The sequence below is a fragment of the Xanthomonas vasicola genome, from assembly GCF_000772705.2.
GTDB lineage: Bacteria > Pseudomonadota > Gammaproteobacteria > Xanthomonadales > Xanthomonadaceae > Xanthomonas > Xanthomonas vasicola.
Genome location: NZ_JSBW02000059.1, coordinates 1 through 24,949 on the forward strand (window position 1 = coordinate 1; position 24,949 = coordinate 24,949).

General features: G+C 62.8%; 21 protein-coding genes and 4 pseudogenes. 13 read left to right on the forward strand and 12 right to left on the reverse strand.

Annotated features, from left to right (window positions below; translation table 11 throughout):
• Nucleotides 1-127 (forward strand): annotated as a pseudogene (locus NX05_RS23895) (IS5/IS1182 family transposase); the annotation flags it as partial.
• Between the two features lie 112 nt (nucleotides 128-239).
• Here NX05_RS23895 and NX05_RS16300 read toward each other — a convergent pair.
• The 3 genes and pseudogenes from NX05_RS16300 to NX05_RS16310 all read right to left on the reverse strand — a co-directional run.
• Nucleotides 240-557 (reverse strand): annotated as a pseudogene (locus tag NX05_RS16300) (glycosyltransferase family 1 protein); the annotation flags it as partial.
• Between the two features lie 33 nt (nucleotides 558-590).
• On the reverse strand, nucleotides 591-1,760 hold the full coding sequence (galE, locus tag NX05_RS16305; protein ID WP_039431286.1) for a UDP-glucose 4-epimerase GalE: 1,170 nt from the start codon (nucleotides 1,758-1,760) through the stop codon (nucleotides 591-593).
• 443 nt (nucleotides 1,761-2,203) lie between these two features.
• Entirely contained in the window at nucleotides 2,204-3,070 is an 867-nt protein-coding gene (locus NX05_RS16310) for an SDR family oxidoreductase (RefSeq protein WP_010365381.1), read from the reverse strand.
• A 228-nt stretch (nucleotides 3,071-3,298) separates the two neighbouring features.
• On the opposite strand from NX05_RS16310, the gene NX05_RS16315 reads away from it, so the two are divergent.
• Nucleotides 3,299-3,940, forward strand: a complete 642-nt coding sequence (locus NX05_RS16315; protein WP_010365382.1) for a DUF6766 family protein — start codon at nucleotides 3,299-3,301, stop codon at nucleotides 3,938-3,940.
• A 171-nt stretch (nucleotides 3,941-4,111) separates the two neighbouring features.
• Entirely contained in the window at nucleotides 4,112-4,297 is a 186-nt protein-coding gene (locus NX05_RS16320) for a hypothetical protein (protein WP_010365383.1), read from the forward strand.
• Between the two features lie 112 nt (nucleotides 4,298-4,409).
• On the opposite strand, the gene cydB is transcribed toward NX05_RS16320, so the two are convergent.
• The 3 genes from cydB to NX05_RS16335 all read right to left on the reverse strand — a co-directional run bounded on the left by cydB (nucleotide 4,410) and on the right by NX05_RS16335 (nucleotide 7,393).
• Nucleotides 4,410-5,432 (reverse strand): cytochrome d ubiquinol oxidase subunit II, encoded by a 1,023-nt coding sequence (gene cydB / locus NX05_RS16325; RefSeq protein ID WP_010365384.1) that lies wholly within the window; start codon nucleotides 5,430-5,432, stop codon nucleotides 4,410-4,412.
• Nucleotides 5,423-6,832 (reverse strand): cytochrome ubiquinol oxidase subunit I, encoded by a 1,410-nt coding sequence (locus NX05_RS16330; RefSeq protein WP_039431284.1) that lies wholly within the window; start codon nucleotides 6,830-6,832, stop codon nucleotides 5,423-5,425. Before NX05_RS16330 ends, cydB begins: the two co-directional genes overlap by 10 nt.
• A 279-nt stretch (nucleotides 6,833-7,111) precedes the next feature.
• Nucleotides 7,112-7,393: a hypothetical protein gene (locus tag NX05_RS16335; protein ID WP_010365390.1), complete on the reverse strand. Its 282-nt coding sequence runs from the start codon at nucleotides 7,391-7,393 to the stop codon at nucleotides 7,112-7,114.
• A 536-nt stretch (nucleotides 7,394-7,929) separates the two neighbouring features.
• Here NX05_RS16335 and NX05_RS16340 point away from each other — a divergent pair.
• Together NX05_RS16340 and NX05_RS16345 are read left to right on the forward strand one after the other, a co-directional pair.
• Nucleotides 7,930-9,210, forward strand: a complete 1,281-nt coding sequence (locus NX05_RS16340; protein WP_017117241.1) for a sigma-54-dependent transcriptional regulator — start codon at nucleotides 7,930-7,932, stop codon at nucleotides 9,208-9,210.
• Nucleotides 9,210-9,452, forward strand: coding sequence for a hypothetical protein (locus NX05_RS16345; RefSeq protein WP_010365394.1), 243 nt, complete (start codon nucleotides 9,210-9,212; stop codon nucleotides 9,450-9,452). Before NX05_RS16340 ends, NX05_RS16345 begins: the two co-directional genes overlap by 1 nt.
• Before the next feature lie 8 nt (nucleotides 9,453-9,460).
• Here NX05_RS16345 and NX05_RS16350 read toward each other — a convergent pair whose 3' ends face one another.
• Nucleotides 9,461-9,826: a response regulator gene (locus NX05_RS16350; protein WP_039431279.1), complete on the reverse strand. Its 366-nt coding sequence runs from the start codon at nucleotides 9,824-9,826 to the stop codon at nucleotides 9,461-9,463.
• A 206-nt stretch (nucleotides 9,827-10,032) separates the two neighbouring features.
• Here NX05_RS16350 and NX05_RS16355 point away from each other — a divergent pair, with 206 nt between their 5' ends.
• From NX05_RS16355 to NX05_RS16360, 3 genes and pseudogenes are all read left to right on the forward strand, one after another.
• Nucleotides 10,033-13,575 carry a CheR family methyltransferase gene (locus NX05_RS16355; RefSeq protein WP_039431276.1) on the forward strand — a complete coding sequence of 1,181 codons (3,543 nt, stop codon included), beginning with the start codon at nucleotides 10,033-10,035 and terminating at the stop codon, nucleotides 13,573-13,575.
• Between the two features lie 228 nt (nucleotides 13,576-13,803).
• Nucleotides 13,804-13,995, forward strand: a pseudogene (locus NX05_RS25280) (hypothetical protein).
• 21 nt (nucleotides 13,996-14,016) lie between these two features.
• A complete protein-coding gene (locus NX05_RS16360; protein ID WP_010365400.1) occupies nucleotides 14,017-14,589 on the forward strand; it encodes a hypothetical protein in 573 nt (190 codons plus the stop codon).
• A gap of 151 nt (nucleotides 14,590-14,740) precedes the next feature.
• On the opposite strand, the gene NX05_RS16365 is transcribed toward NX05_RS16360, so the two are convergent.
• From NX05_RS16365 to NX05_RS16375, 3 genes are all read right to left on the reverse strand, one after another.
• Nucleotides 14,741-15,079: a hypothetical protein gene (locus tag NX05_RS16365; protein ID WP_010365402.1), complete on the reverse strand. Its 339-nt coding sequence runs from the start codon at nucleotides 15,077-15,079 to the stop codon at nucleotides 14,741-14,743.
• A 136-nt stretch (nucleotides 15,080-15,215) separates the two neighbouring features.
• A complete protein-coding gene (locus NX05_RS16370) occupies nucleotides 15,216-16,115 on the reverse strand; it encodes a manganese catalase family protein (RefSeq protein WP_010365405.1) in 900 nt (299 codons plus the stop codon).
• A gap of 137 nt (nucleotides 16,116-16,252) precedes the next feature.
• A complete protein-coding gene (locus tag NX05_RS16375; RefSeq protein WP_010365408.1) occupies nucleotides 16,253-16,759 on the reverse strand; it encodes a YciE/YciF ferroxidase family protein in 507 nt (168 codons plus the stop codon).
• Between the two features lie 475 nt (nucleotides 16,760-17,234).
• Between NX05_RS16375 and NX05_RS16380 the strand changes: the two genes are divergently transcribed.
• The gene (locus NX05_RS16380; protein WP_039431272.1) at nucleotides 17,235-17,429 is read left to right on the forward strand and encodes a hypothetical protein; all 195 of its coding nucleotides are present in this window, start codon (nucleotides 17,235-17,237) and stop codon (nucleotides 17,427-17,429) included.
• Between the two features lie 298 nt (nucleotides 17,430-17,727).
• On the opposite strand, the gene NX05_RS16385 is transcribed toward NX05_RS16380, so the two are convergent.
• Nucleotides 17,728-18,942, reverse strand: a complete 1,215-nt coding sequence (locus tag NX05_RS16385) for an FAD-dependent oxidoreductase (protein WP_039431269.1) — start codon at nucleotides 18,940-18,942, stop codon at nucleotides 17,728-17,730.
• A gap of 311 nt (nucleotides 18,943-19,253) precedes the next feature.
• Between NX05_RS16385 and NX05_RS16390 the strand changes: the two genes are divergently transcribed.
• The 4 genes and pseudogenes from NX05_RS16390 to NX05_RS16405 all read left to right on the forward strand — a co-directional run bounded on the left by NX05_RS16390 (nucleotide 19,254) and on the right by NX05_RS16405 (nucleotide 23,623).
• Nucleotides 19,254-20,549, forward strand: coding sequence for a sensor histidine kinase (locus NX05_RS16390; protein WP_039431319.1), 1,296 nt, complete (start codon nucleotides 19,254-19,256; stop codon nucleotides 20,547-20,549).
• Nucleotides 20,546-21,322 carry a LytR/AlgR family response regulator transcription factor gene (locus NX05_RS16395; RefSeq protein ID WP_039431266.1) on the forward strand — a complete coding sequence of 259 codons (777 nt, stop codon included), beginning with the start codon at nucleotides 20,546-20,548 and terminating at the stop codon, nucleotides 21,320-21,322. Before NX05_RS16390 ends, NX05_RS16395 begins: the two co-directional genes overlap by 4 nt.
• Nucleotides 21,323-21,501: 179 nt before the next feature.
• Nucleotides 21,502-21,872 (forward strand): annotated as a pseudogene (locus NX05_RS16400) (hypothetical protein).
• A gap of 155 nt (nucleotides 21,873-22,027) precedes the next feature.
• Nucleotides 22,028-23,623, forward strand: coding sequence for an APC family permease (locus NX05_RS16405; RefSeq protein WP_039431264.1), 1,596 nt, complete (start codon nucleotides 22,028-22,030; stop codon nucleotides 23,621-23,623).
• Between the two features lie 187 nt (nucleotides 23,624-23,810).
• Here the strand turns inward: NX05_RS16405 and NX05_RS16410 are convergent, their stop codons facing one another.
• Complete coding sequence (locus NX05_RS16410; RefSeq protein ID WP_080764487.1) at nucleotides 23,811-24,479, reverse strand: hypothetical protein; 669 nt, start codon at nucleotides 24,477-24,479, stop codon at nucleotides 23,811-23,813.
• Nucleotides 24,480-24,949 lie beyond the last annotated feature (470 nt).

Consider the following 24,949-nt stretch of genomic DNA (forward strand, 5'->3'; position numbering starts at 1 on the left):
TTACGTCAAGGTGCGCTATCGCGGTTTGGCGAAGAACACCGCACAGGTGCTGACGCTGTTTGCACTGTCGAATCTGTGGCTGACGCGCAAAGCGTTAATGCCTGCTGCGGGGAAGCTGTGCCTGTAACCCAGGCAACACCCCGCAAACGGCCGAAACCGGCAAAAAATCGGCGATTTGAGCGCCCTCAGCGCGGCGGATGCGGTTGCTTCGTTTTCCGGTCGCGTTGATCAGACCATCCTTTCACCTGCACGGCATCCTCACCCTCACACCCTGCAGGTAGACGCGGCACCAACACGTGCACACCGCGTTCCTCGCCGCGCACCTCCAGCCATGGCGTGGCCTCATCGCAGGCGATGGGTTCTTCCCAAAACAGCACGTTGGCGTCGCGCGCAAAGCGCGACATCAGGTGTTGCGGGCGTTGATAGACAAAACTCCAGCGCAGATGCGACAGACACAACAGCGTGGGCCGTGCCGGATCGAACTGTGGCGTGCTGTCGGATGGAACGGCGCGGCGGGTCTTGCCGATCGCGTATTGGAACTCACCAGCCCAACTCATGGAATATCCTTGCAATAAAAGACGGGCCGCGCATCACGCGCGGGAGAGACTGTCGGCAACCACGAGCGTGCGTGCCGGTTCGCTGCGACGGCGTGTATCCGGGCTCGGCAACAGCCGGCGCGCCGGTGCGAGCAGTTCGCGCGCAATCTCGCGCTCGGGTGCGGCTGCCGGGGTGCGCTGGCGTGGCAAACGCGAGTCGGCATAGCCTTCCGGATGCATCGACTGCCAGCGCCAGGTATCGCGGCACATGCGGTCCAGGTCGTATTCGGCCTTCCAGCCCAGCACCCGGTTGGCCAGCGCGGTGCTGGCGAAATACACCGCCACATCGCCATCGCGGCGCGGCGCGATGCTCAGTGGGATGCGTCGGCCGCTGGCGCGTGCAAATGCGGCCGCCACCTCGCGCACGCTGTAGCCGCGCCCGGTGCCCAGATTGACCACCAAGCCCTTGCGTTCGCGCTGCAGGTAATCGATGGCGTCCACATGCGCACGCGCCAGATCCATCACATGCAGATAGTCGCGCACCCCGGTACCGTCGTCGGTGGGGTAGTCGTCGCCGAAGACTTGCAGCGCATCGCGGCGCCCCACTGCAACCTGTGCAATGTACGGCATCAGGTTGTTCGGCACGCCACGCGGATCTTCGCCCAGATACCCACTGGGGTGCGCGCCCACCGGGTTGAAGTAGCGCAGCAATGCGGCGTTGAATTCTGGCCATGCGGCGCTGAGGTCGCCGATCATTTCTTCCATCATCAACTTGGTGCGCCCGTACGGATTAATCGCCTTCAACGGCGCGTTCTCTTCGATCGGGCTGCGGTTGGCGTCGCCATACACAGTGGCCGACGAACTGAACACCAGCTTGCAGACTTTGGCGGTACGCATCGCGCGCAGCAACGCCAGCGTGCCGGTGACATTGTTGTTGAAGTACAGCAGCGGCTCGCGGACCGATTCGCCCACTGCTTTGAGCGCGGCAAAATGCAGTACTGCGTCGATACGCTTGGTGATCATTAAGTCGGCAAGCTCAGGCGCACGGACATCCATGCAATGAAACTCCGGGCGGTACCCCATCAGGTGCTGCAGATGGTCGAGCACGCGCTCGGACGAATTGCTCAAATTATCGACAATGCACATCTCATGCCCACGCCGCGCCAGTTCCACGCAGGTGTGTGAGCCGATATAGCCGGTACCGCCGGTGACCAAAATTCTCATGGTTTTTCTGTCTTATAGAGGCGCTGCTGCGCTGGCCTGCCAATGGCGCGGATGCACCACTTCGCATGCGTCGATGCGTGTCGGGTGATGTCGTCGTGCCAGCAGTGCGTTCGCAGCCGCGCCACGGATGCGTGGTGAGCAGCACTGTTGCGAAGAGGGTCGTGCATCACGCTCCAACGCCACCTACGGTAGGTGGCGGACCGTGAGAGCAACCGCAGGAGTAGGTGTGTGCCACGCGAGCACAACGTTGACCGGAAACTCACCTGCGCTATGCGTTTTTGCGCCGCGTTTCAGCGCGCCCGCGTCGCCGCACAGACAAGCGAACGCGGCGCGCGTTGCGCTTGTGATCGCGGAGATCGCGCAGATGCGCAAAGAGATTGACGCAATAAAAAAGCCCGCGTCGCTCAACAAGCGACGCGGGCCTGGGTGACAGCGCGAGGGCGTTACAGCGTGACCGCACCACCAGAGATCGTCAGCAAGGTGCCCGAGGTGTAACTGGCCGTATCAGCCGCCAGCATGACGTAAGCCGATGCCAGCTCGACCGGCTGACCGGGCCGCCCCATCGGCGTCTGCGCACCGAAGTTTTCCACCGATTCTTCGTCCATGCCAGAGGGAATAAATGGTGTCCAGATCGGCCCCGGTAGCACGGCATTGACGCGGATGTTCTTCTCTGCCAACACACCAGCCAGTCCGATGGTGAGGTTGGCCAGTGCGCCCTTGGTCGCTGCATAGGGCAGGATGTTCGGCGTGGGTTTCTTCGACTGTACCGAGGCGGTGTTGATGATGGCGCCGCCGTCGGTCATCAACGGCACCGACAGGCGCACCAGGTTGAAGACCGCATGCACGTTGGTGTCGAAGGTCTTGCGCCACTCGTCCAGGGTTATGTCGTCGAAGCTTTCGAAGTATTTCTGGTAGCCGGCGTTATTGACCAAAATATCCAGCCCGCCCAAAGTGCTGTTGACCTTGTCGATCAACGCCGCTGCCTGGCTGGGGTCGCTGATGTCGCACCCAACCAGCAGCGCCTTGACGCCGGCCTTTTCGATCAATGCGCCAATGCGTGCCGCGTCTTCCTGCTCGTCGGGAAGAAAGGCAATCGCGACATCGGCGCCTTCGCGTGCATAGGCAATGGCTACCGCAGCGCCAATGCCGCTGTCGCCGCCGGTGATCAACGCGCGCTTGCCTTTCAGTTGGCCGTGGCCCACGTAGCTGTCTTCGCCATGGTCCGGGCGCGGATCCATCTTTTCGGTGCGGCCGGGAAAGCTCTGCTGCTGCTGCTTGAACGGCGGGCGCGGATAATTGGGTACAGGCATGGTCGTCTCCTGACGGTAGGGATCGTTGGTTGACTGCAAGTCTGGTCACTCAGGCGTAAACATCCGGGCTAAGTGATGTCGGCGTTGTGTGTGTTGCCTAGCGCGCCATACCCACTGCATTCACCTCATCGACGATGTCGTCGCACATAGAACAGGTCGGCTACACGCAAACTTCATGCGCTTTTGCCGAGGACGCTCGATACTGCGCGCTTGGTCAGGAGGTCATCCATGTTCTTGCGTCGTAATGGGCTGTCGTTGTGTCTGCTTGCGTTGACCGTGTTGTTTATTGGGTGTCAGATTTATGCCGGATTGCACGCGTACAACGACGAGTTGCGCGAGCAGGGGCAACCGACGCTGCTGCTGTCTGCGTATCTGCACAGCCCGCATTTCATCTCTGCCCTGTTCGAGAATTGGGAGAGCGAATTCCTGCAGATGGGCATGTACGTGTTGCTCACCGTGAAGTTGCGTCAGGTGGGCTCAGCCGAATCGCGTCCGCTTGATCCCGCTGAAGAGACGACTGAGATCAAGCCGGGAATCACCCCTTGGCCGGTGCGCGCGGGTGGAATATGGCGGCGTCTGTACGACCACTCGCTGGCGATCGCGTTCGGGGCGTTGTTCCTGATGAGCTTCGTGCTGCACCTGGTTGGGAGCTGGCGGCTGGAACTGCTGGAACGTGCGCAGAAAGGTTTGCCACCTATCACGATTTTCGAGCATTTTACCAGCGCATCGTTCTGGTTCGAATCGATGCAAAACTGGCAGAGCGAATTCCTGGCGGTGTTCTCGTTGGTGGTGTTGACCATCTGGTTGCGGCAAAAGGATTCGCCGCAGTCCAAGCCGGTAGAAGCGCCGCATTCGCAAACGGGCGGGTAGAGGGGCGATCAAGCCAACTGCGCAGCCGCGAAGCGGATGCGGCCGGGCATCCGCTCTTCAACGTAGGCCGACCATCAACACCTATGTTCACGCCATCACCCGGCTTCGTTCACCATGTTGCAATGCAGGCCTGACTAGCGTTGTGTCACCACGAATATGCAGGAGACGAGCATGGGCAACGAACCGAAAAAGCCCTGGGGCCCTGAAGACGACCAGAAGAAGCCGTTTACCCCGCAGGAGCGTCGCAATGAGGATGTCGAATGGAAGGTGCACGACATGCCTGACGAAGACCGTGACGTGAACAAGGCCGATCCCGAGCACGATTATGAGCGGCCGGATGGCTCGGAAAAACGCTGAAGCCCATGAGCAGCATTACTAGAGCGCCCGCAGATGCGGGCGCTGTCCGTTTGCATCACTGTATCTACAGGCGCATCGTATCGCGCACGCGTTTTGATATGGGCACCATCGCTTAGTGGTGATGGTGATAACCGACGTCGGCCGCGATCTTGCCGCGGAACACACGGTACGACCACACCGTATAGCCGAGCACCAGCGGCAGCAGCACCACCAGACCGACCATCGGGAAGATTTGCGACGACGGCGGCGATGCGGCCTGCCAGATGGTGTAGCTCGGCGGCACCAAATATGGCCACATGCCCAGCACCAAGCCGATAAAGCCCAGCACGAAGATCGCCAGGGTCAGCAGGAACGGCGAGGCGTCGCTGCGCGAGCTGTCGCTGCTACGCCACAGCGCGAGCGCGACGACCGCGGTGATCAGCGGAATCGGCGACAGCCACCAGAAATTGCCGTGCTCGAACCAGCGCGCCATTACATGCGAACTCAAGAACGGCAGCCACGCGCTTACCAGCACCACGAAGGTCACCACCACACCCACCAGCGGCTTGGTCAGTTGCCGCGCCAACGTGTGGGTGCGGCCTTCGGTTTTGAGAATGAGCCAGGTGCTGCCGAGCAACGCATAGCCGAACACCAGCGCAGCACCGGTAAGCATGGTGAACGGACTGAACCAGCCGAACACACCGCCGATGTAGCGCCCGTTTTCCAGTGGCATGCCTTCCACCAGCGCGCCCAGGATGATGCCTTGTGCGAAAGCGGTCAGGATGGAGCCGGCAATAAACGACAATGTCCATAGCCGACGCGAGCGCTGCGCCTTGAAGCGGAATTCGAAGGCCACGCCGCGGAACACCAGCGCCATCACCATCAACAGCACCGGTAGATACAGGCCAGACAGAATCACCGCATATGCCGTCGGAAAGGCAGCGAACAGACCAGCGCCGCCAAGCACCAGCCAGGTCTCGTTGCCGTCCCAGATGGGCGCAGCGGTATTCATCATCAAATCCACCTCCTGCTCGTCGCGCGCAAACGGTGCCAGCATGCCCAGCCCGAGCACGAAGCCGTCCAGCACCACGTACATCAGTACGCCGAAGCCGATCACGCCGAACCACACCACCGGCAACCAGTAACTCAGTTCCATGGCGTGTTCTCCTGTTCCAGTGATGTATCTGCCGCAGACAGGGGACGTGCCGGCGTGTGTTCGCCACCTGCCACATCCGGACCATCGCGGCTGGCTTGCGGCCCGGCGCGTACCAGCTTGGTCAGATAAAAGATGCCGAAGCCGAACACGAAGGCATAGCCCAAGACGTACATCAGCAGCGACACCGCCACCGTCACCGGCGACTGCGGGCCAACCGCATCGGCGGTGCGCAGCAGCCCGTACACCACCCATGGCTGGCGCCCGATCTCGGTGACGAACCAACCGGCCACCAATGCGATGAATCCGGCGGGCAGCATGACGTTCCAGGCCAGGATCAGCGGTTTGGCGTGCAGGCGCCCACGCCACCAGGCAATGGCCGAGATCCAGGCCAGTAACAGCATCGCCATGCCCAGGCCCACCATGATGCGGAAGGCGAAGAACACCGGCGCCACCGGCGGCCGTTGATCGCGCGGTACCGAGGTCAGCGGTGTGATGTCGCCATCGGCGCTATGGGTCAGGATCAGGCTGCCCAGGCGCGGGATGGCCACCTCGTAGTCGTTGCGCTCGGCCTCGGCGTTGGGCAATGCAAACACCACCAACGGCACGCCGGCGCCCTTGCTCTCGCTATGCCAGTGCGCCTCCATCGCAGCGACCTTGAGCGGCTGATGTTCCAGCGTGTTAAGCCCGTGCTGGTCGCCCACCAATATCTGGATCGGCAGCACGATGGCGGCAAATGCCACCGACAAGCGCAACATGCGTGCGCCGGCATCCCGGTGAAGCCCTTTGCGTAGGTAATACGCGCCGACGCCGCCAACTACGAAGCAGGTGGTGATGAACGAGCCCAGCGCCATGTGCACCAGACGATACGGAAACGACGGGTTGAAGATGATCTGCATCCAGCTGACCGGCTGCACGATGCCGTTGAAGATCGCGTAGCCGCGCGGGGTGTGCAGCCAGCTGTTGGACGAGAGGATCCAGAACGTGGACACCAGCGTACCGATTGCCACCATGCAGGTCGCGAAAAAATGTAAGCGCTCCGACACGCGGCCCCAGCCAAACAGCATCACGCCCAAGAAGCTGGCTTCCAGAAAGAACGCAGTGAGCACCTCATAGCTCAGCAGCGGGCCGATCACGCTGCCGGCGATGCGGCTCAGCTCGGGCCAGTTGGCACCGAACTGAAACGCCATCACGATGCCGCTGACCACGCCCATGCCGAACGACACCGCAAAGATCCGCAACCAGAAAAAGTACAGCCGCTTCCAGGCTTGGTCGTGGGTGCGCAGCCAGCGCCATTCCAAAAAGCCCAGCAGATTCGCCAGACCAATGGTGAAGGCCGGAAACAGCACATGGAAGGAAATGACGAAGGCGAACTGGATACGGGATAGCAGCAGCGCTTCCACAGGTCTCTCCTAACGCCTGGCGGTGTGCGGCCGTGCCAGCACAGCGTCTGCGGCATGGGCGCCAGCCGGGCGACGACAAGCGCAACTGGCGACAGTAGCGTGTGCGAGCAGGCGCAATTGGCAGCGAATGCTGTTCATCGCCTTGTGGCGCACACAGCAGGTGGCGACAAGCATCACGCGCGGAAAAGAGTGATCGAGCGCACCGTGCGCACCAGGCACATCCGGCAGTCGACGTAAGCGTGCACTGCGCTGATCAAGCGAACACAACCGCGGTTGGCATCACGCTCCGCGTAAATGGCGCAGGCAGCGCGGCGCCAGCCAATCTGCGAGCACGGCATTCATCGAACCCGGCGTGAGGCATAAAGCGTCGCGCACTGCCTTGATCGCTTCTGCGTCGCTCAAGTGGGGACGTGCGTTATACGCCGCGCAAACCGCGCGGATCGTGCCTTCCGGAATACCGTCGAAGGCGTGATAGCCAAGCTGACCACGGCGGTGCTCGCCGCGCCAGTAGTCCAGCTCCGTTTGCGCATCGGCCTGCACGGGCGCGGAGACTGCGTGCATAAGACACCTCGTTTCGCTGTAAGCGGCGAGTGTTGGTGGCAACGCCGGAGAAGTGCGTGAGCGTGCTTTGCACGCTCTCTCCACAATCAGTGCGTAGGCTGTGGGTAACCCAGCGGACCCGACGCGGTTTTCTGACGGGTTCATGCGGCGCCACGGCGGAGTCGGCTTACGTCAGCTCCGGCTGATATCCTGGCACCGATGCACACCCGCAAGCGAGCTGAACCAGCGCTTGACCAACACAGCACCTGCCCTCGGACTGGTGTGAGTGCCGCTGCAAACCTTGCACTCTTTGGCGTTTCGGCATTCTCGAGACGGCGACCGACCGCGACCATGACGCTTGGCACTAGCGCAATCGAGCGCTTCCATGCGTACTTCGCCCCCAGCCGTCACGGCGGGCTCGACTTGGGGAAAGGGCGCCACACCATCCACAGACCGTGACAGCAGCATGCAAATCCGACGTGGTGTGTCAGCGCATTTCGCGCAGCCGTCACAATTCTCAACTGAACATGTACCAGTCATTGCGGACAGAAGCGCTCATGGACCGTCTTTCCTGCGCCATCATCGACGACGACGTGGAGTTCTGCGATCAGGTGGTTGAACTCGCCACCGATAGCGGCTTCCGCGCCAAGGGCATCCACACCCTTGGCGAAGCCAGCCGCTGGCTGGACAGCAACTTTCCAGACCTGTTGGTGGTGGATGTTGGCCTGCCAGACGGCAGCGGTTTCGATCTGATCGAACGGCTCGACCCGGATCACACCCCCCAGATCGTCGTGGTATCGGGCGATTACGCGCGCGAAACCCAGGGCCGTGCGCAGCAGTTCGGCGTCAGCGAATTCCTGACCAAGCCGTTCGCGCCGGAACGTCTGGAGCGTGTGCTCGGCGGGCTGCGCGAAGCGCAACAAGGCAACCTGGGCATCGTCGGCAATAGCGACAGCATCGTGATGCTGCGTAAGGAAATCGTGCGTGTGGCGCCGACCGATTTGAATGTGCTGGTGACCGGCGAAACCGGCACCGGCAAGGATCTGGTCGCGCGCGCCATCCACCGCGTGTCCGGCCGCAGCGGCCGCTTCGTGCCCGTCAACTGCGGCGCCATCCCGGAAGAGTTACTGGCCAGCCAGTTGTTCGGCCATGAACGCGGCAGCTTCACCGGCGCCGACCGTCGGCACGCCGGGTTTCTGGAGCAGGCCGCAGGCGGCACGCTATTCCTGGACGAAATTGGCGAAATGCCCAAGCGGCTGCAGGTCTATCTGCTGCGGGCGATCGAATCGCGCAGTTTCATGCGCGTGGGCGGCAACGAAGAAATCGCGCTGGACGCGCGCGTGGTGGCAGCCACCCATCAGCACGTGCAGCGCGAGCAGGCGGTGCTGCGCGAAGACCTGTTCTACCGTCTCAATGAATACCCGATCCAGGTGCCGCCACTGCGCGAGCGCCGCGGCGACGCGCGCCTGCTGGGGCTGCGCGTGATCGACGAGCTCAACGTCAAGTACGGCAAACGCAAATTGCCGACCAAGTCGCTGCTGCGCTATCTGGCGTACCACACCTGGCCGGGCAACGTGCGCGAGCTGCGCTCGTTTATCCATTATCTGTATCTGCGTTCCGATGGCGATCTGGTGAGCGCCCCGGATGTGGAGCAGGCGGTACCGCAGGCCGACGAAGACGGCTTGCTGATTCCTGCCGGCTGGACCATGCGTCAGGCCGAAGACGCCATGATCGAATCCGCACTGGCGCGCACGCGCTTCAACAAGAAGGCCGCGGCGCGCGAACTGGGCATTAGCGTGCGTACCTTGCACAACCGGCTCAGCGACAAGGATGCGTAGTGACTGACGCACCGCGTGGGCAGCGGCGCGAGCTGCTGCACCAGTTGCGCAACCGTCTCAACGTAATGGGCTTTGCGTTGTACGCCTTGCGCACCGAAACATCCAAGCCATTGGAAACGCTGCGCACCGCGCATCAGTCTGCAGTCGAGCTGCTCAATCAGCTTGGCGAAGAAGAGCGCTCCCTGCAGCAGGCCAGCGAGCGTCCCGGTGATACTGCGCCTGGCGCAAACACCGATCAGTGATTGGCCGGCTAGGTCTGGTGATTGAGCAAGGTGGTGATCGTGCGCGGGTTATAGGGTTTCATGCAGTACGACAGATGTGCAAAGCGCGGCGGCAAGGTATACCGGTCGTAGCCGGAGCAGAACGAAAAGGGCACGCCGCGCTCCATCAACGCATCGGCGACCGGAAACACCGCCTGGCCGCGCAAATTGACGTCCAGTAACGCGCCATCGATGGCCTGACCGGATGCCACTAGCGAGAGCGCATCGGGCACATTGCCCACCGGGCCGACGACGCTGACGCCGGCTTCCAGCAGCAAGTCGTTGAGCGATTCGGCCAGCAGGTAATCGTCCTCGACCACAAGAATGCGGCGGCCGGTGAGTGCAGTGTCGTGCATGACAGGCTCCAGAGCGGTGGCGCATCCGACGACGCGCGTGCGCATGGTGCGCGCAACGCAAGTTAACGCGGCGCGTAAGCAGACGCTTCCAAGACCGGTCTCTGCAATTCTGCCGGCATTGCGCAGCTGCTGCATGACAGTGCGCAGTGCTTTGCGCGATCATCACCGATTGCGCTTGAACCCAGCGCTGCGACGATAGTCCCGCCATGACCGACGACGAAACTTCCACCAACGACATCGCCACGGATGCGAACACGCAGCCGCCCTTATTCGTGCTTGGCGTGGGCGCCGCCGGCATGGACGCGGATCGCCTTGCAGAATTGCTCGATGCGGTTGCCGGCGCTTCGAATCTGGCCATCATGCTGCTGCTGCGCGACCGACAATTATTGGACCAGGCGCGTTTGCGCGAACTGCTTGGCAGGCAGGCCACCCTGCTCTCGGTGCCCAATGATGGTGACCGGCTGCAACCGGGGCGCTTCTATCTGCCGCCGGCCGATACGGTCGTTACGTTGGAAGAAGGGCGCATCCGTCTGCGCGCCTTGCCGGGGGGCGAGAGCGACCACGGGCTGATCGACAGCTTCTTCGTCTCGATGGCACACGACCAGGACGGCAATGTGATCGGCCTGATCATGGGCCGCTTCGATGGCGACGGCACGCTGGGGACCGCGGCGATCCGCGAGTGCGGCGGTCTGGCGCTGGCCGTGGACGATGCCGCACTGCACGGGCTGGACCTGCGCAGCGCCAGCAACCCGGCCGCCATCACCGACGACATCCTGCCGCTGCCACAAGTGGCTGCGCGTATCGCCGCGCACATGCAACGCCATCATGGCTTCGGTCATCCGGAGCCAAAGGGGGTGCGCAATGGCAACGAGAGCGACAAGCTCAGCCAGATCGCCGCCATCCTGCGCAACGCCACCGGCCACGATTTTCATGGCTACAAGCGCGCCACCTTTCTGCGCCGCGTGCAACGGCGCATGCAGGTGGCGCAAGTGGGAATGCTGGAGCAGTATCTGGAAGTATTGCGCAATCGTTTCGACGAGCCGTTGCAGCTGTTCAACGACCTGCTGATCGGCGTGACCAAGTTCTTTCGCGACCGCCGCGAGTTCGAATTCCTCGAGCAACAGGTGATTCCGCGGCTGTTCCAGGGCAAACACACCGGCGACAGCCTGCGCATCTGGGTGCTGGGCTGCTCCACGGGCGAAGAGGCCTATTCGCTGGCGATGCTGCTGCGCGAACACGCCGAAACCCTGGACACCGCGCCACGCATCCAGATCTTCGCCAGCGATATCGACGGGCGCGCACTGGCCACTGCGCGGGTGGGGCGCTATGCATCCAGCATCGTCGGTGAAGTTGCGCCAGAGCGCTTGCGGCGCTGGTTCGTCAAGGAAGGCGACACCTATGTGGTGAGCAAGGAGCTGCGCGAGCTGTGCGTGTTTACCCAGCACAGCATCGTCAAGGACCCGCCGTTTTCGCGGCTGGATCTGGTGTCGTGCCGCAATCTGCTGATTTATCTGGATGCCGAATTGCAGAATCGGGTGATCCCGATCTTTCATTTCGCCATCCGTCCGGGCGGTTATCTGTTCCTGGGCAATGCAGAAAACGTCTCGCGGCACGCGCAATTGTTCACCCCGGTTGAGCGAAGCTTTCGGGTCTTCCAACGCATTGATGCCGACAGCAACGTGCACGCGACCTTTCCGACCATGCAACTTGTGGTTGCTGGCAGGGCGACTGCCTCACCGATACGCCAGCGTAGCCCCAGCAGCGCATTGGTGCGCGTTGGCGAGCGCATCGCCGACCGTTACGCGCCAGCGTATGCGGTGCTGGACGAGCAATTCGAGGTGCTGCATTTCTCGTCGCATGCGGGGCGCTTCATCCGCCCTGGCGGCGGTACCCCCAGCCTCAACCTGCTCAACCTGATCCATCGCGATTTGCGCCTGGACTTGCGCAGCGCGCTCAGCCGCGCCGAACGCGACCGCTCACCGGTGCACGTCAAGGGCATCCAGGTGCACGAAGATGCGGCGACCTGGGCGGTGAACCTGTTCGTCGAGCCGACCGCCGACTCTGAGGTGCCGCGCGGCTACGTAGTGCTGTTCCAGGAAGTGGAAGCGCGCGAACCGGTGGAGCTGCCCGCGCCACACGACAGCGTGCACGACGATGGTCATGTGCAAGTGCTGGAAAACGAACTGCGCATCACCCGCGATCGCCTGCAATCGATGATCGAAGAGTTGGAAAGCACCAACGAAGAGCTCAAGTCCTCCAACGAAGAATACCAGTCGCTCAACGAAGAACTGCAGAGCGCCAATGAAGAGCTGGAAACCTCCAAGGAAGAGCTGCAATCGGTCAACGAGGAAGTGACCACCGTCAACGGCGAACTGGCCCATCGCGTGCAGGAGTTGGCGCATGCCAATAGCGATTTGAAAAACCTGCTGGAAAGCACCCAGATCGCCACCATCTTCCTCGACAACGAATTGCGCGTCACCAACTTCACCCCGGCCGTTACCGACATCCTGCCGCTGGTGGAAAGCGACATCCAGCGCCCGATCAGCCATATCAAGCTGCATGTGGATTACGACGAACTGCAAGACGATGCGCGCCGGGTGATTCGCACCCTGGCCGTGCTCAATCGCGAGGTCGAAAACCCCACCACGCATGCGCGCTACATGGTGCGCGTACTGCCGTATCGCACCGTGGACAATTTCATCGGTGGTGCGGTGCTGACCTTCATGGACGTCACCCCGCTCACGCGCGCCGAGCGTGCGCTACGCAGCAGCGAGCAACGCCTGCGCACCTTGATGGAAGGTATCCCGCAGTTGGTGTGGCGCTCGCTCGATGGCGGCCGCTGGACCTGGTCCAGCCCGCAATGGTCCAGCTACACCGGCCAAAGCGATGCTGAGAGTCTGGAACTGGGCTGGTTGCAGGCGGTGCATCCGGACGATCGCGCATTGACCATGAACGCATGGCTGGAGAGTGGTTCCAGTGCCGGTTTGGATATCGAACATCGCCTGTTCAATACGGCTGAACATGGCTACCGCTGGTTTCATACACGCAGCGCAGCGGTGCACGATGAACGCGGCCAGGTGCTGGAGTGGTTGGGCACCTCCACCGAATCGGACAACCTGCGCCGCCTGCAGGAAGAACAGGGCGTGCTGGTGGCTGAGCTGCAGCACCGCACGCGCAATCTGATCACCGTGGTGCAATCGGTGGCCAAGCAGACCGTGCAGACCAGCCAGAACATGTCCGAGTTCGCGGTCAAGTTCGACGACAGGCTCGCGGCGTTGTCGCGCGTGCAAGGGCTGCTGTCGCAATCGGACAACATGCCCACCACCATCGGTGCATTGCTGCGCATGGAACTGGACGCGCTGGGAGCAGAGCCGGACCAAGAACGTATTGTGGTGGAAGGCCCGAACGTGGCGCTGCGCAAGTCTACTGTGCAGACGTTGGCATTGGCGCTGCATGAACTGGCCACCAATGCACTCAAGCATGGCGCATTGGCGGTGGACACCGGCACCTTGTCGATCCGTTGGGAGGTAGTGTCCGGCAGCGACACACCGGCGCGGCTGGTGTTGTTGTGGATCGAAGAAGGTGCCAGCCAGCAGCTGCGCAACGACCGCGACGAAGCCAGCGGCTTCGGCCGTCGCCTGATCGAAAAAGCCTTGCCATACAGCCACGGCGCGCAGACGCGTTACGAGCTCAGCGACACGCGGCTGGAATGCGAGATCCAGCTGCCGCTCAATCCGGTAAACGGTTGAATCAGCGCGCATGACGTTGAGTGAGCGGCGTGCGCGCGATGTGCTGAAGCAACGGCGCGGATGCATGAGTGCGTTGCGGCACTGTTGCGATGCACATCATCGATAGGATGCAAACCGCTTTGCGCGATAAAGGCGTACGCGACTATCAAAGTAAAACATCGAGCAGCGTAGCGCCGCCTGAAACACGTGAACGATGCAGCGTTTGCGTATTGCAGCAGCCTCTGCTGCATGTGCATAGGCTGCACGTCACTGCACACGCGCAGCTCACGGAAAATACTGCGCGACGGTGCAGATCCTGCGACCTAATCGGCGCTCCCAATGCCTGCGCCACAACCGACGCCGCGTGAAACGCTTGCAGCGCCAACCTTTACAAAAGTCAAAAACTTGGCGCGTATTGTGCGTAACCATTGGAGTCATTGAGATGCACACAGTGGAGTAATCATGATTACGCGCATTCTTCAGTTGTCCGCCCGCGTGGCGAGCAATGCATGGGTCGAGGTCGGCGTAGGTGCCGATGCCGATATTTTCGTCGCCGACCGTGGTGGCAAACGCGAGGAGCGCGCCACGTTCGGTCGGCGCGCACCGGGGCAGCAGCGCTCGATCCATCTGCAGGAACCGAGTTGGCTAGGTGGCGTGGACTTGGCCATCTGGGAAACCCAGCGCTGCGCGATTCCGCTGTGCGGCTTTGTCTGTACTGCATCAGCGGACGGCACCACTGCTGCCACATGGTTGAGCCAAGACGGCAGCGCAGTGTATGCAGCTGGGCTGCGCAACGTAATGGATATCGGCGGACGCTTGCAGATGGGGTTTTCACTGCTGGTCGCCTCGTCGGCGAGCATGCCCACACATCGGCCGCTGTGTATTGATGCCGATCTGAGCAAGTGGCTACACATGGGCGGCGCCGAAGCGATGCGCCATCTCACGCCTTGGCGACTGGAGCGCTGCGCTGCGGCTGCAGGCGTACGACCGGAGTGGGCAAACGAAGCGCCCTCAGCGCGGGTCGCGCGCGCCTGAGCACGCTTGCTATGCAACAAGGAGAAGGGGCCCATAGGCCCCTTTGTCGTTTCAGCGATGTCGCTTGATTTTGATTGCTAGGTGATGGCCAGCAGCATCACGCACAAGCAAGCTTAGCTCGCAGACACAAGGCACGTGATCGTGCCCGTGCCTAGTGATTTTCTGTTTCATCAGTGTTGTCATCCAGAGCGCGTTGCTGCGCTTCGATGTGCTGCTGCTTGCCGTACGTACCACTCTGGCCAAAGTTGGGCTGCGTGCTGCCATCGCGCTCCGGGTGGCCGTCGGGCTCGCCTTCGCCCAAGCTACCGCCATGGCCATGACCGCGTTGATTAAACGCTTCCGGCGTGCCGTCGCGCGGTGGCTGTGCGTCGCCGGTCTGTACAGCCGATGGGTCGTTGCGGCCTTGGCCATCGACGGACGCGTCGCTGCCGTTGCCGCGATAAGCGGATTGACGTTCGTCGTGCGTGTCGAGTCTGGATTTGTCGTTCATACCAACTCCTGTGCAAAGCAATAAAAAAGCCCGGAGCGTGCTCGCCCCGGGCTGGGGATGGGTGCGAGAACACCCATCGGGTTCAGGACGGCTAACAAAACGACGCGCAGCTGCGCAGTAGTGTTATTGGCTACTCCTAGCGCTGGATATCGCCGGTGGTAGAGCCAGCACCCGGGCCTGCACCCAGGTCTGCGCCGGTGACGCGATCCAGCTCGGGATTGGAGAGCAGGCGCTCGGACATGGCATCCAGTGCCGCAGTCTGGGTGGCATCCAGTGCCACCGTGGCCGAACCATCGCCCCCATCCACAGCGGCCTGTAATTCACGGTCTGCTACCACTTCCCACTGCTCGCCGGCATTCCACGGGCCGACCATGTCGCCTTCGCCCTGCGAGGTGTTGTAGTACTTGTCAGTGAAGCGCGGGTCGCCTGGCAGCTTGCCCGGCGGGAAGTTTGGCTCGATCGAATACAAGGCCTTTTCGAACGACTTCTGATGCGCCACTTCGCGCGTCATCAGGAAGCGCAATGCATCCACGATGCCCGGATCATCGGTGACGTTGATCAAGCGCTCATAGACCAGCTTGGCACGCGCTTCGGCAGCGATGTTGGAGCGCATGTCGGCGGTCGGGCAGCCGATGCTGTCGACATACGCAGCCGTCCACGGCACGCCGCTGGAATTCACCAGCGCCGGACCACCGCCATACAGAATCTGCTGGGTGTGGCTGGTGCTGTTCTGGGTCATGTTGCGCATCTCCATGGCTTCTTCCATGCCCTCGGAGAGCACTGCCTTGGGCCCCTTGTTGAGCATGGCGATGATCGAGCCGATGATTTCCAGATGGCTGATCTCTTCGGTGGCAACGTCGAACAGCAGATCCTTACGGCCCGGATCGTCTTCACCTAATGCTTGAGTGAAATAACGCATTGCAGCGGCAAGTTCGCCCTGGGGTCCGCCGAACTGTTCCAGCATCAACGTGGCCAGGTCCGGATTGGGCTGGGCAACGCGGACGGTGTACATCAAACGCTTGTTATGCATGAACATGGGTGGTGCTCCATGGCTGGCGCCCGGCAACTACGACCACTCAGGGAGCGGGCAGAAACGTGGGGCATTGGCTTTTGGGGGATTGCCCGCAGAGATTTGCAAGCAACGCAGGGCGGCGGGCCGCCCTGCGCGGTAACTCAGGCCGCCTTGCTGGCCTTGGATGCTTTTTCGTTGCCGCCTTGCTCGGCGAGCAGGGTCAGCTTTTCGTCGGTCGCTTTTTCTTCTTCCAGCGTGGCCAGCAGCAGCGGTAATGCATCGGCATAACCGAGTTGTTTGGCCATCGCAGCGATGGTGCCGTACGAGGCAATTTCGTAATGCTCCACCTTCTGTGCACCACCGATCAGCGCGGCATCGCGCACCGGGCCGGCTTCGATTTCGTCGATGACCTCGCGGCTTTCCTCCACCAGGCCTTCCATCGCCGCGCACTTGATGCGCTTGAGCTTGATGCCCAGCACGTCGACAACCTGGTCGATCCGTTCGATCTGGCCCTGGGTTTCTTCCAGGTGAGTTTCGAAGGCCTGCTTCAGTTTCGGCTCGGTGGCCGCACGCGCGAGACGTGGCAGTGACTTGGTCAGCTGCTTCTCGGCGCTGTAGATGTCCGACAGTTCGTGGATGAAGAGTTCTTCGACAGTCTTAATCGCCATGTGTGGCTCCTTTGGGGTGGTCAGAGGTGGGTTGCTGCGGTCCGCCATGTTGATGGCGAGGCCTTGATGCGTTCGCGTGACACAAGCGTGCCGTTACACACCGACGATGACTTCGCAAACGCCAAGACGCGTATCACTCCGCTGCAGAGCAGTAGTGCAAGCACATCACCTGGCCTTGTCCGAAATGCACCGCCGTCGTCGCTTGAATCTCCAGGCAGTACCGCGTGGTCGCTACGCTAGCCCTGCGAGTGTTAGCAGGATTGGTGGAAACGGTGATCCCAATGCGATGGCGACCTGTGCCGTAGCGCAGGCAGCACTCGCTGCGTTTGCATTGAAGGCAAGGCGGCGCGTTCGCCGACAACAGCGATCGCGGCTGTATGACTGCGGTGTTGTTGCTTGCGCATCGCTGCACGTCCTGCACCGGTCCCCGCCGATGGGTTACAACAGTGATCGAACTTTCTGGGAGACTCGTGCGATGACGCCGCTGGAAAAACCGTTACGTCGCGAACTGCAGATCGGCGAGCAGGCATACACCTTGATCATCGATCCGCAAGGTTTGAAGTTGGTCGAGAAGGGCAAGCGCAAAGGCGTGACCTTGCGCTGGGACGCACTGGTCAGCGGCGATGCCGCACTAGCCAGTGCATTGCAGGCGTCGCTGGAAGATCATTAGCGTGGCGATGCAGCGCGCCATTTAGAGCGCTAACAGAACGAATGCACGCACCGCCGGGCGGGTGCGGCTGGTGCGCAGTGCAGCATGTACTCCGCGCGCACTGCGGTTCGCTTGCGCCGTGCACAGGTGTTATAGCTGCGCTTAGGTGTATCGATGTTCCGACGATCAGCGCAGGCGCAGTGGTCGGCCCGGCCTGAGCATCTGAAGAGGTCGCGTCTGGCAGACGCCACTGCACATCACGGCAAGCAATCACAGCCTTCTGCAATCCGCACCCAGGCCATCAACGCGTGCACACCGCTCAACTTGTGGCGAACAGCTTCGCCAGCTCGCGCACCGCCGCTTCCGATGCTGCGCGATCCGGCGTGCCGTCGGCATTATTGAAGTCGTGTGCGCCTTGCGCTTGCACCAGCAGGCCGTCGCGCCGCGGCACCACGTTGAGATTGTGGCCGCGCCAGACCAGCCCATAGGTGACTTCTGGTTGCGGAATCAAGCGCGCTGTCTGTCCGCGCACCGGAATCACACTCTCATCGCCCAGCAAGGCGCGCGCACCGTAACCGGTGGCGTTGATCAGAATCTTCTCGCGCAGGTCGCCGAATTGGCGCGGGTGCGCGAACTCGCGCGTGTAGAGCTCGCCGCCTGCCTGCAGAAAGTCCTCCATCAACAGCCGCGCATACGCGCTGAGGTTGAAAGTGAGCTGGCTGTAGCGGCGCACGAACGGCACCGGAAACGGATGACTACCGGCCGCCATCGGTTGCGAGGCCGGCCCAAGATCATCGATCAGTTCGCGCTCCAGTGGCGGATAGTCCGGCTCATGCGCTTCGGCCGCAGCGACAGGTTGATCGAACGGCACATCCGAAAGCACGTAGCCATCGCGCCATTCGATCGGCTCGCCGGGCAGGCCCAGCAAGGTTTGATAACGGCGAAACGATGTGCGCGCCATCTCTTCCCAGCGCGTCCTGAAATCGGCAGTGGCGTATTCGCTGGTGCACACGCGCGAATCCGGCGACCACACGCCGGTGGCGTAGAACGAGCGCACATCCGGCAGACGTTCGCGCGCGTAGATACGCACACGCAAGCCGGCGCGCTGCGCCGCCAGGGCGGTGGTCAGGCCGATCGCACCACAGCCGATCACCGCCAACTCGCGCGCAGCGGGGTCGGCCGCACGCACCAGCCGCAGCGCTTGTTCGGCTGCGCCCCAGGATAGCGACCACCCGCTGCCGCCATGCCCGTAGTTGTGCACCACGGTCTTGCGGCCGATGCGCTCGGCTTCGATGCGCGGCCCCTGCGCACGGAACGGGCGCGTGCACCCGTTGATGGCGATGATGCGATCGACCGAAGCGCGCATCGGCGCCAATGGCGGCATCGCCGCGAACGGTGCAGGCGATGCACCCGGCGGCGTCACCGGCAGCGCGGTGCGCGGAATGGCGAGCGCTTTGTCGGTTGCTGCCCAGCTCGCGGTGGAAGCGGCCGCTAGCGCAACACCGGCGCTGCGTAGAAAATGACGACGGTGCATGCAACTCCCTTAGCTGCTGTGATGGGTGAGGTGTGCTCGCCACGTTGCGGCGAGCCATGCCTGGGTGACCGCACGCTATTGCCTTCGCGCCACGTACGATCCACCGCGGCCGGCCCCCGCACGCTGTGTGCGCAGTACCGGCAAGCGCCAGCATAGCGCGCGCATCTTCCGCTGCCTGCGCCGCAGCGCCACGGTTTCGTACCGCGATCCTGGCGCTTGATGCCACGTTGGCGGCCATTCGTCCCCCGGGGCTTCCGTCGTGGCGCGCGCCGGCTATGCTCGCCGCGTCCCATCTCAACGAGCTGCCATCCGTGTCCGCCAGCGTCTTCCTGATCGTGCGTATCGTGTTCGCCTGGGCCGCCGCGTTGGTGGTGGCAGGGATCATGTGGGCGCAGTTGTTCGGCTCCATCGGCCCGATCTTCGCTTTGGCCTGCATGGTCTTGCTGACGCTGGCATTGATGAGTTCGATCACCCATGTGCGGCGGGTTCGCCTGATCGCCGATCGGCTGGATCACACCACCTTGTCCACCCGTCAGCGCCGTCAGATCGAAGTGCCATTGGATGTGCAGGCGAGCTTTGCGGTGATGGATGAGGCGGTGCGTGCGCTGCCGCGTGTGCAGGACATCGAATGCGCGCCGGGCAGCCTGCTGATCCGCGCCAAGGTGCGCCGCATCGACCCGTATGAGGGACGCCAGCCGTCGCGCTGGAATGTGTTCGCGCGCTTTGCCATCACCCACAACCAGATCCTGGCGACGATCGCGCCGGGGCAGGGCACCAGCAGCGTCACTGTGTTGTGCGAGCCCGACGCTGGCGCCTGGGTGGATCTGTTTGCGGTAGACGAAGGCAGCAATTACGAAAACGCTGAAGCGATCAATCGTGCGGTAGTGCGCCGGGTCGGCGAGCAGCGTCGCGACGAGCAAGCCGCCGCCGAGCAATCGGTGATGGAAAAGGAACTGGCCGTGGCGCGGCTGAATCTGCTGCATGCGCAGGTCGAGCCGCACTTTCTCTACAACACGCTGGCCAGCGCACAGGTGCTGGCGCGCACCGACCCGCCGCGCGCCGACATCATGATCGGCCATTTGATCCAGTACCTGCGCAGCTCGCTGCCCAGCGCCGACGGTGCCATCGCCACCCTGGGCGAAGAACTCGAACGCACCCAGGCCTACCTGGAGATCCTGCGCATCCGCATGGGCACGCGGCTCGCCTTGCAGGTGGAAGTGCCCTACGAACTGCGTTCGCTGCCGCTGCCGTCGATGATGTTGCAGACGCTGGTGGAAAACGCGATCAAGCACGGGCTGGAAGCCAAGCCCGGCGGCGGCAGCGTATGGATTCTGGCGCGTCGCCATGACGACCACGCCACGCTCACTGTTGCCGACGATGGCCAGGGCTTCAACACGCACAGCCGGGGCACCGGCATCGGCCTGAAGAACCTGCGCGAGCGGTTGAAGTTGATCTATGCCGACAAGGCGAGCTTTGCCATCGTGTCCAACTTCCCCAGCGGCGTGGCGGCCACGATCAGTCTGCCGCTGCCGGCGCAGTTGGTTGCTGCACCCTCACCGCCGCCGGTACCCACCGCGGCCGCGCACGCCCCACAGGTGCAGGCATGAGCGCGCTGCGCGCCGTGGTTGCCGAAGACGAGGCATTGCTGCGGCAGTCGCTGCTGACGTTGCTGGCCGAGGTGTGCCCGCAGCTGCAGATCGTGGGCGACTGCGAAGACGGTGCCAGTGCGCTGGAGACCATCGCCGCGCAGCAGCCGGACGTGGTGTTCCTGGATATCCGCATGCCCGGCCTCACCGGCATCGAGGTGGCACGTGCGATGCGCGAAGTCAGCCCGCGCAGCCAGGTGGTGTTCGTCACTGCCTACGACCAATACGCCATCGACGCGTTCGAACACGGCGCAGTTGACTACCTGCTCAAACCCATCAGCCGCGAGCGCCTGCAGGCCGCCTGGCGGCGCGTGCAACAACGCACCGCTGTCGGTCAGCCGGATGGCGCGCTGTTGGAGGCTTTGCTGCAGCAGTTGTCTGCACGCCCGGCTGCTACCAGCGCTGCACCGCCGCTGGCCTGGCTCACCGCCAGCAGCGGCCGCGAGACGCGCTTGATTGCGCTGGAAGAGGTCGCGTATTTCCAGGCCGATCAAAAATACACCACGGTGATGACCGCCGCCGGCGAAGCGGTATTGCGCACGCCGTTGCGCGAACTGCTGGATGTGCTGGACCCGCACGTGTTCAAACAGATCCACCGCTCGACCATCGTCAACATGAAAGCAGTGGCCTCGGTCGTACGCGACGACACCGGCAGGGGCCGGCTGGCGCTGCGCGGCCGCAGCGAAATGCTCACGGTCAGCCAGCCGTTCATGAGCCTGTTTCGCGGCATGTAGTGCGGTGAGCACGACGTTGCGGGCGGTCGTCAGGCAAGTGCGGACGGCACGCGCAACCCCGAAGTGCAAGCGTGAGTGGCCCATCCATTTCCGCGCAGCGCCCGCATCCATCTGGGGTCTGCGCAGTTGCGGTGCCTGCCGCTCTGATTCCCCCGTTCGCATCAATGAAAGGATTGCCCATGCGCCTGATCGCCTCCCTGCTGTATTGCCTGCTCGCGCTGGCCGGCTGCCACGAACGCAATTGCACCACCTCGATCACCCGCGCCACCCGCGATGGCCACGATGTGATCTTCAGCAAGACGCTGACCACTGCCACCACGACCAACGTGCATTGCCTGGCCAGCAATTCCGGCCATTGCTACTACCTGATCTACCAGGAGCAGTGCGCGACCCGCAACCCCGGCGACACCGCCAGCGCACCCGCCTGCGCCCGCAAGACCTTGGACAGTTTGCACTGACGCCAGGGCAGGTACGCGAATTGCGCGGCGTCTCCGGCCAAGCGCATACCTGCGTGGATACCGCGGCACCACGGGCCGATTGCCACGGCTAAGCAACATCGGGGCGACGTGTACGGGTGGGCCGGGCGGCGCAGGGCGAGCCGACAGAAACTCTAGTAAGCCTGAATAGGCACTGACGACAAGCGGTCGCTTCTGCGATCATTACCGGATTGTTGCCGGTTCACGGCGCCTCACTGCCAGGCTTCTCATGTCCGAACACTCGCTACGCCGCGACGTTGGCCCCTTCGCCCTCATGCTTACCGGCCTTGGCTCGATCATTGGCTCCGGTTGGTTGTTCGGCGCCTGGCGCGCGGCCGGGCTGGCCGGTCCCGGTGCCGTCTGGGCCTGGGTACTGGGCGCGGCGATCATCACCACCATCGCGCTGTCCTACGCCGAACTGGGTGCCATGTTCCCCGAATCCGGCGGCATGGTGCGCTACAGCCATTACTCGCATGGCTCGTTGGTCGGCTTCATTGCCGGCTGGGCCAACTGGATCGCCATCGTCTCGGTGATTCCGGTCGAGGCCGAGGCCTCGGTGCAATACATGGCCTCCTGGCCGTGGGCCTGGGCGCAAGGCTTGTATGTGCAGGCGCCTGGTGGGGCAGGCGAGTTGTCGGTGCCGGGCCTGCTGATTTCGGCATTGCTGGTGCTGGTGTATTTCTTCCTGAATTTCTGGAGCGTCAAGCTGTTCGCGCGCTCCAATACCTTGATCACGGTGTTCAAGCTGGTGGTGCCGGCCGCGACCGGCGTGGCGCTGATCGCCAGCGGCTTCCACACCGAAAACTTCAGCGTCGGCATCCACGGCGATGCGCACGTGCTCGACCTGGCCGCGGTGCTCACGGCGGTGGCCACTGCCGGCATCGTCTTCAGCTTCAATGGCTTCCAGAGCCCGGTGAATCTGGCCGGCGAAGCGCGCAACCCCGGCCGCAGCATTCCGTTCGCAGTGCTGGGTTCGATCGCGCTGGCCACGGTGGTGTACGTGATTCTGCAGGTGGCCTATATCGGCGCTGTGCCGCCGGATCTGCTCGCCAAGGCCGGCTGGCACGGCATCGATTTCCGCTCGCCGTTCGCCGAGTTGGCCATCATCGTCAACCTGCATTGGCTGGCGATGCTGCTGTACATCGATGCGTTCGTGAGCCCCAGCGGCACCGGTATCACCTATACCGCCACCACCGCGCGCATGGTCTACGGCATGGAAAAGAACGGCACCATGCCGGCCGCGCTGGGCAAGCTGCACCCGGTCTGGGGCGTGCCGCGCATGGCCATGTTCTTCAACCTGGCGGTGTCGTTCGTGTTCCTGTTCTTCTTCCGCGGCTGGGGCACGCTGGCGGCGGTGATCTCAGTGGCCACCATCATTTCCTACCTCACCGGCCCGATCAGCGCGATGGCGCTGCGCCGCCATGCGCCGGAACTTCACCGCCCGCTGCGCATCGCCGCGCTGCCGGTGTTGGCCGGCGTGGCCTTCGTGATGGCCACCGAACTGCTGTACTGGGCGCGCTGGCCGCTGACCGGCGAGATCATCCTGCTGATGGTCGTGGCGTTGCCGGTGTACTGCTACTACCAAGCCAAACAAGGCTGGCCGGACCTGCGCCGCAACCTCAAGGGCGCTGCCTGGATGATCTGCTACCTGCCGATGATCGCGCTGCTGTCCTGGGCTGGCAGCAGCGATTTCGGCGGCCACGGCTATCTAAGCTACGGCACCGATCTGGCCGTGGTCGCCGCAGTGGGCGTGGTGTTCTACATCTGGGGCGTGCGCAGCGGCTGGCGCACCCCGTCAGTGGAAAAGGCGGTTGCGCAGGCGTGATTGCTTGCACGTTCGGGTGCGCTATTAGGCGGCGCTAGTTAGCGTAAACCGGCTGGCAGCAGCGGCTGGGAATAAAACAAAACGGCCGGTGCACTGTGCACCGGCCGTTTTTGGTTGCAGCGAAAAACTGCTGCAGGTGGAGTGTTGTTGCGTCAGCAGTTTCATTGCATCGGCATATCGGCGCTGGTTAGGAATTAACCACCAACCGTGGCGCCCCATCAAAGCGGTCGAGGTCGCGCAGCAGTTCGATATAGCGGCGTAGCCGGCCCATTTCGCGCATGTTGACGATGTCTTCGTGGCGCAGCTCGCGCTTGGAGCTTACCTCCTGCTTGTAGCGCAGCACTTCCGGGTAGCGGCGCGTCATGTCCAGCGCATCGGCAACGCACTCAACCGAATCGGCATCCGGCGTTACCCGCGCGCGGCTGTTGAAGGCGCGTAGCCAGCGTTCGAAACCGGCGCTGTGATCGAACAGGTCGGCGATGTACCACATCACGAACAGGATCGACACCCACGAGGTGAAGATGATCACCACGCGGCTGAAGGTCAGGTGGTAGTCGTTCTGCCAGAGCTGATGCGTGATCACCCCCAGCAACACCAGCGAGATCGCCTGCCAGCCGATGATCGAGGCGATCACCCACTGTTTCTTGGCCACCTTGAGCAACGTGAGCTCCTTGTCAAGCTGCTCGTCGGTCTTGTCGCGCCAATGCGCGACCTGCTCGTCGAAGGGGAGCCGATGGAGTGCGTTGTCCTGCAATAGCAGGCCTAAACCCTGAAACAAAGCGATCATGACAAGCTCCTGACGGATGGCTGGTACGAACGACTTGCTGCACTGGCCGCGGCCGGTGCCCTGGAGCACCCGAAACGCGCTGGCGATGCAGCGCGTTGTCGGACGGTCTTAGTTCTAGCACTTTCGCTGTACATGGCAATGCCCAAGGCCAAGTTGTGGCCGCGCAAATTTGGGCATGCGCGCACAAATCGCTGAATTCAGCTGGATTTACTGCGCGGCCGCTGAAGCCTGCCTGCGCTCCATCCCCGATCTTGCTGCACTGCACACCTGATGCTGCGGCAATCGCCACGTGCGAGGAGGGGGTACGCCATCTTGGCTGGCATGGTGAAAGGGATGAGGCAGGCCGTTTATGCAATGCCGAGCCCGCTCGGAGAGCAATGGGGATTTGTGCGTGACTGGTTGATCGATGCGCCGTACAGATGCCAGGCCACCGCCCCGCAACCCCGCGGCCTCACCACGACCGTCAGTCGATGCAGTCGCCATCTCGCACGTACGAGCAGATGCCTGGTTGGCGCTGCGCTGATCTGGCGTTGCAGATG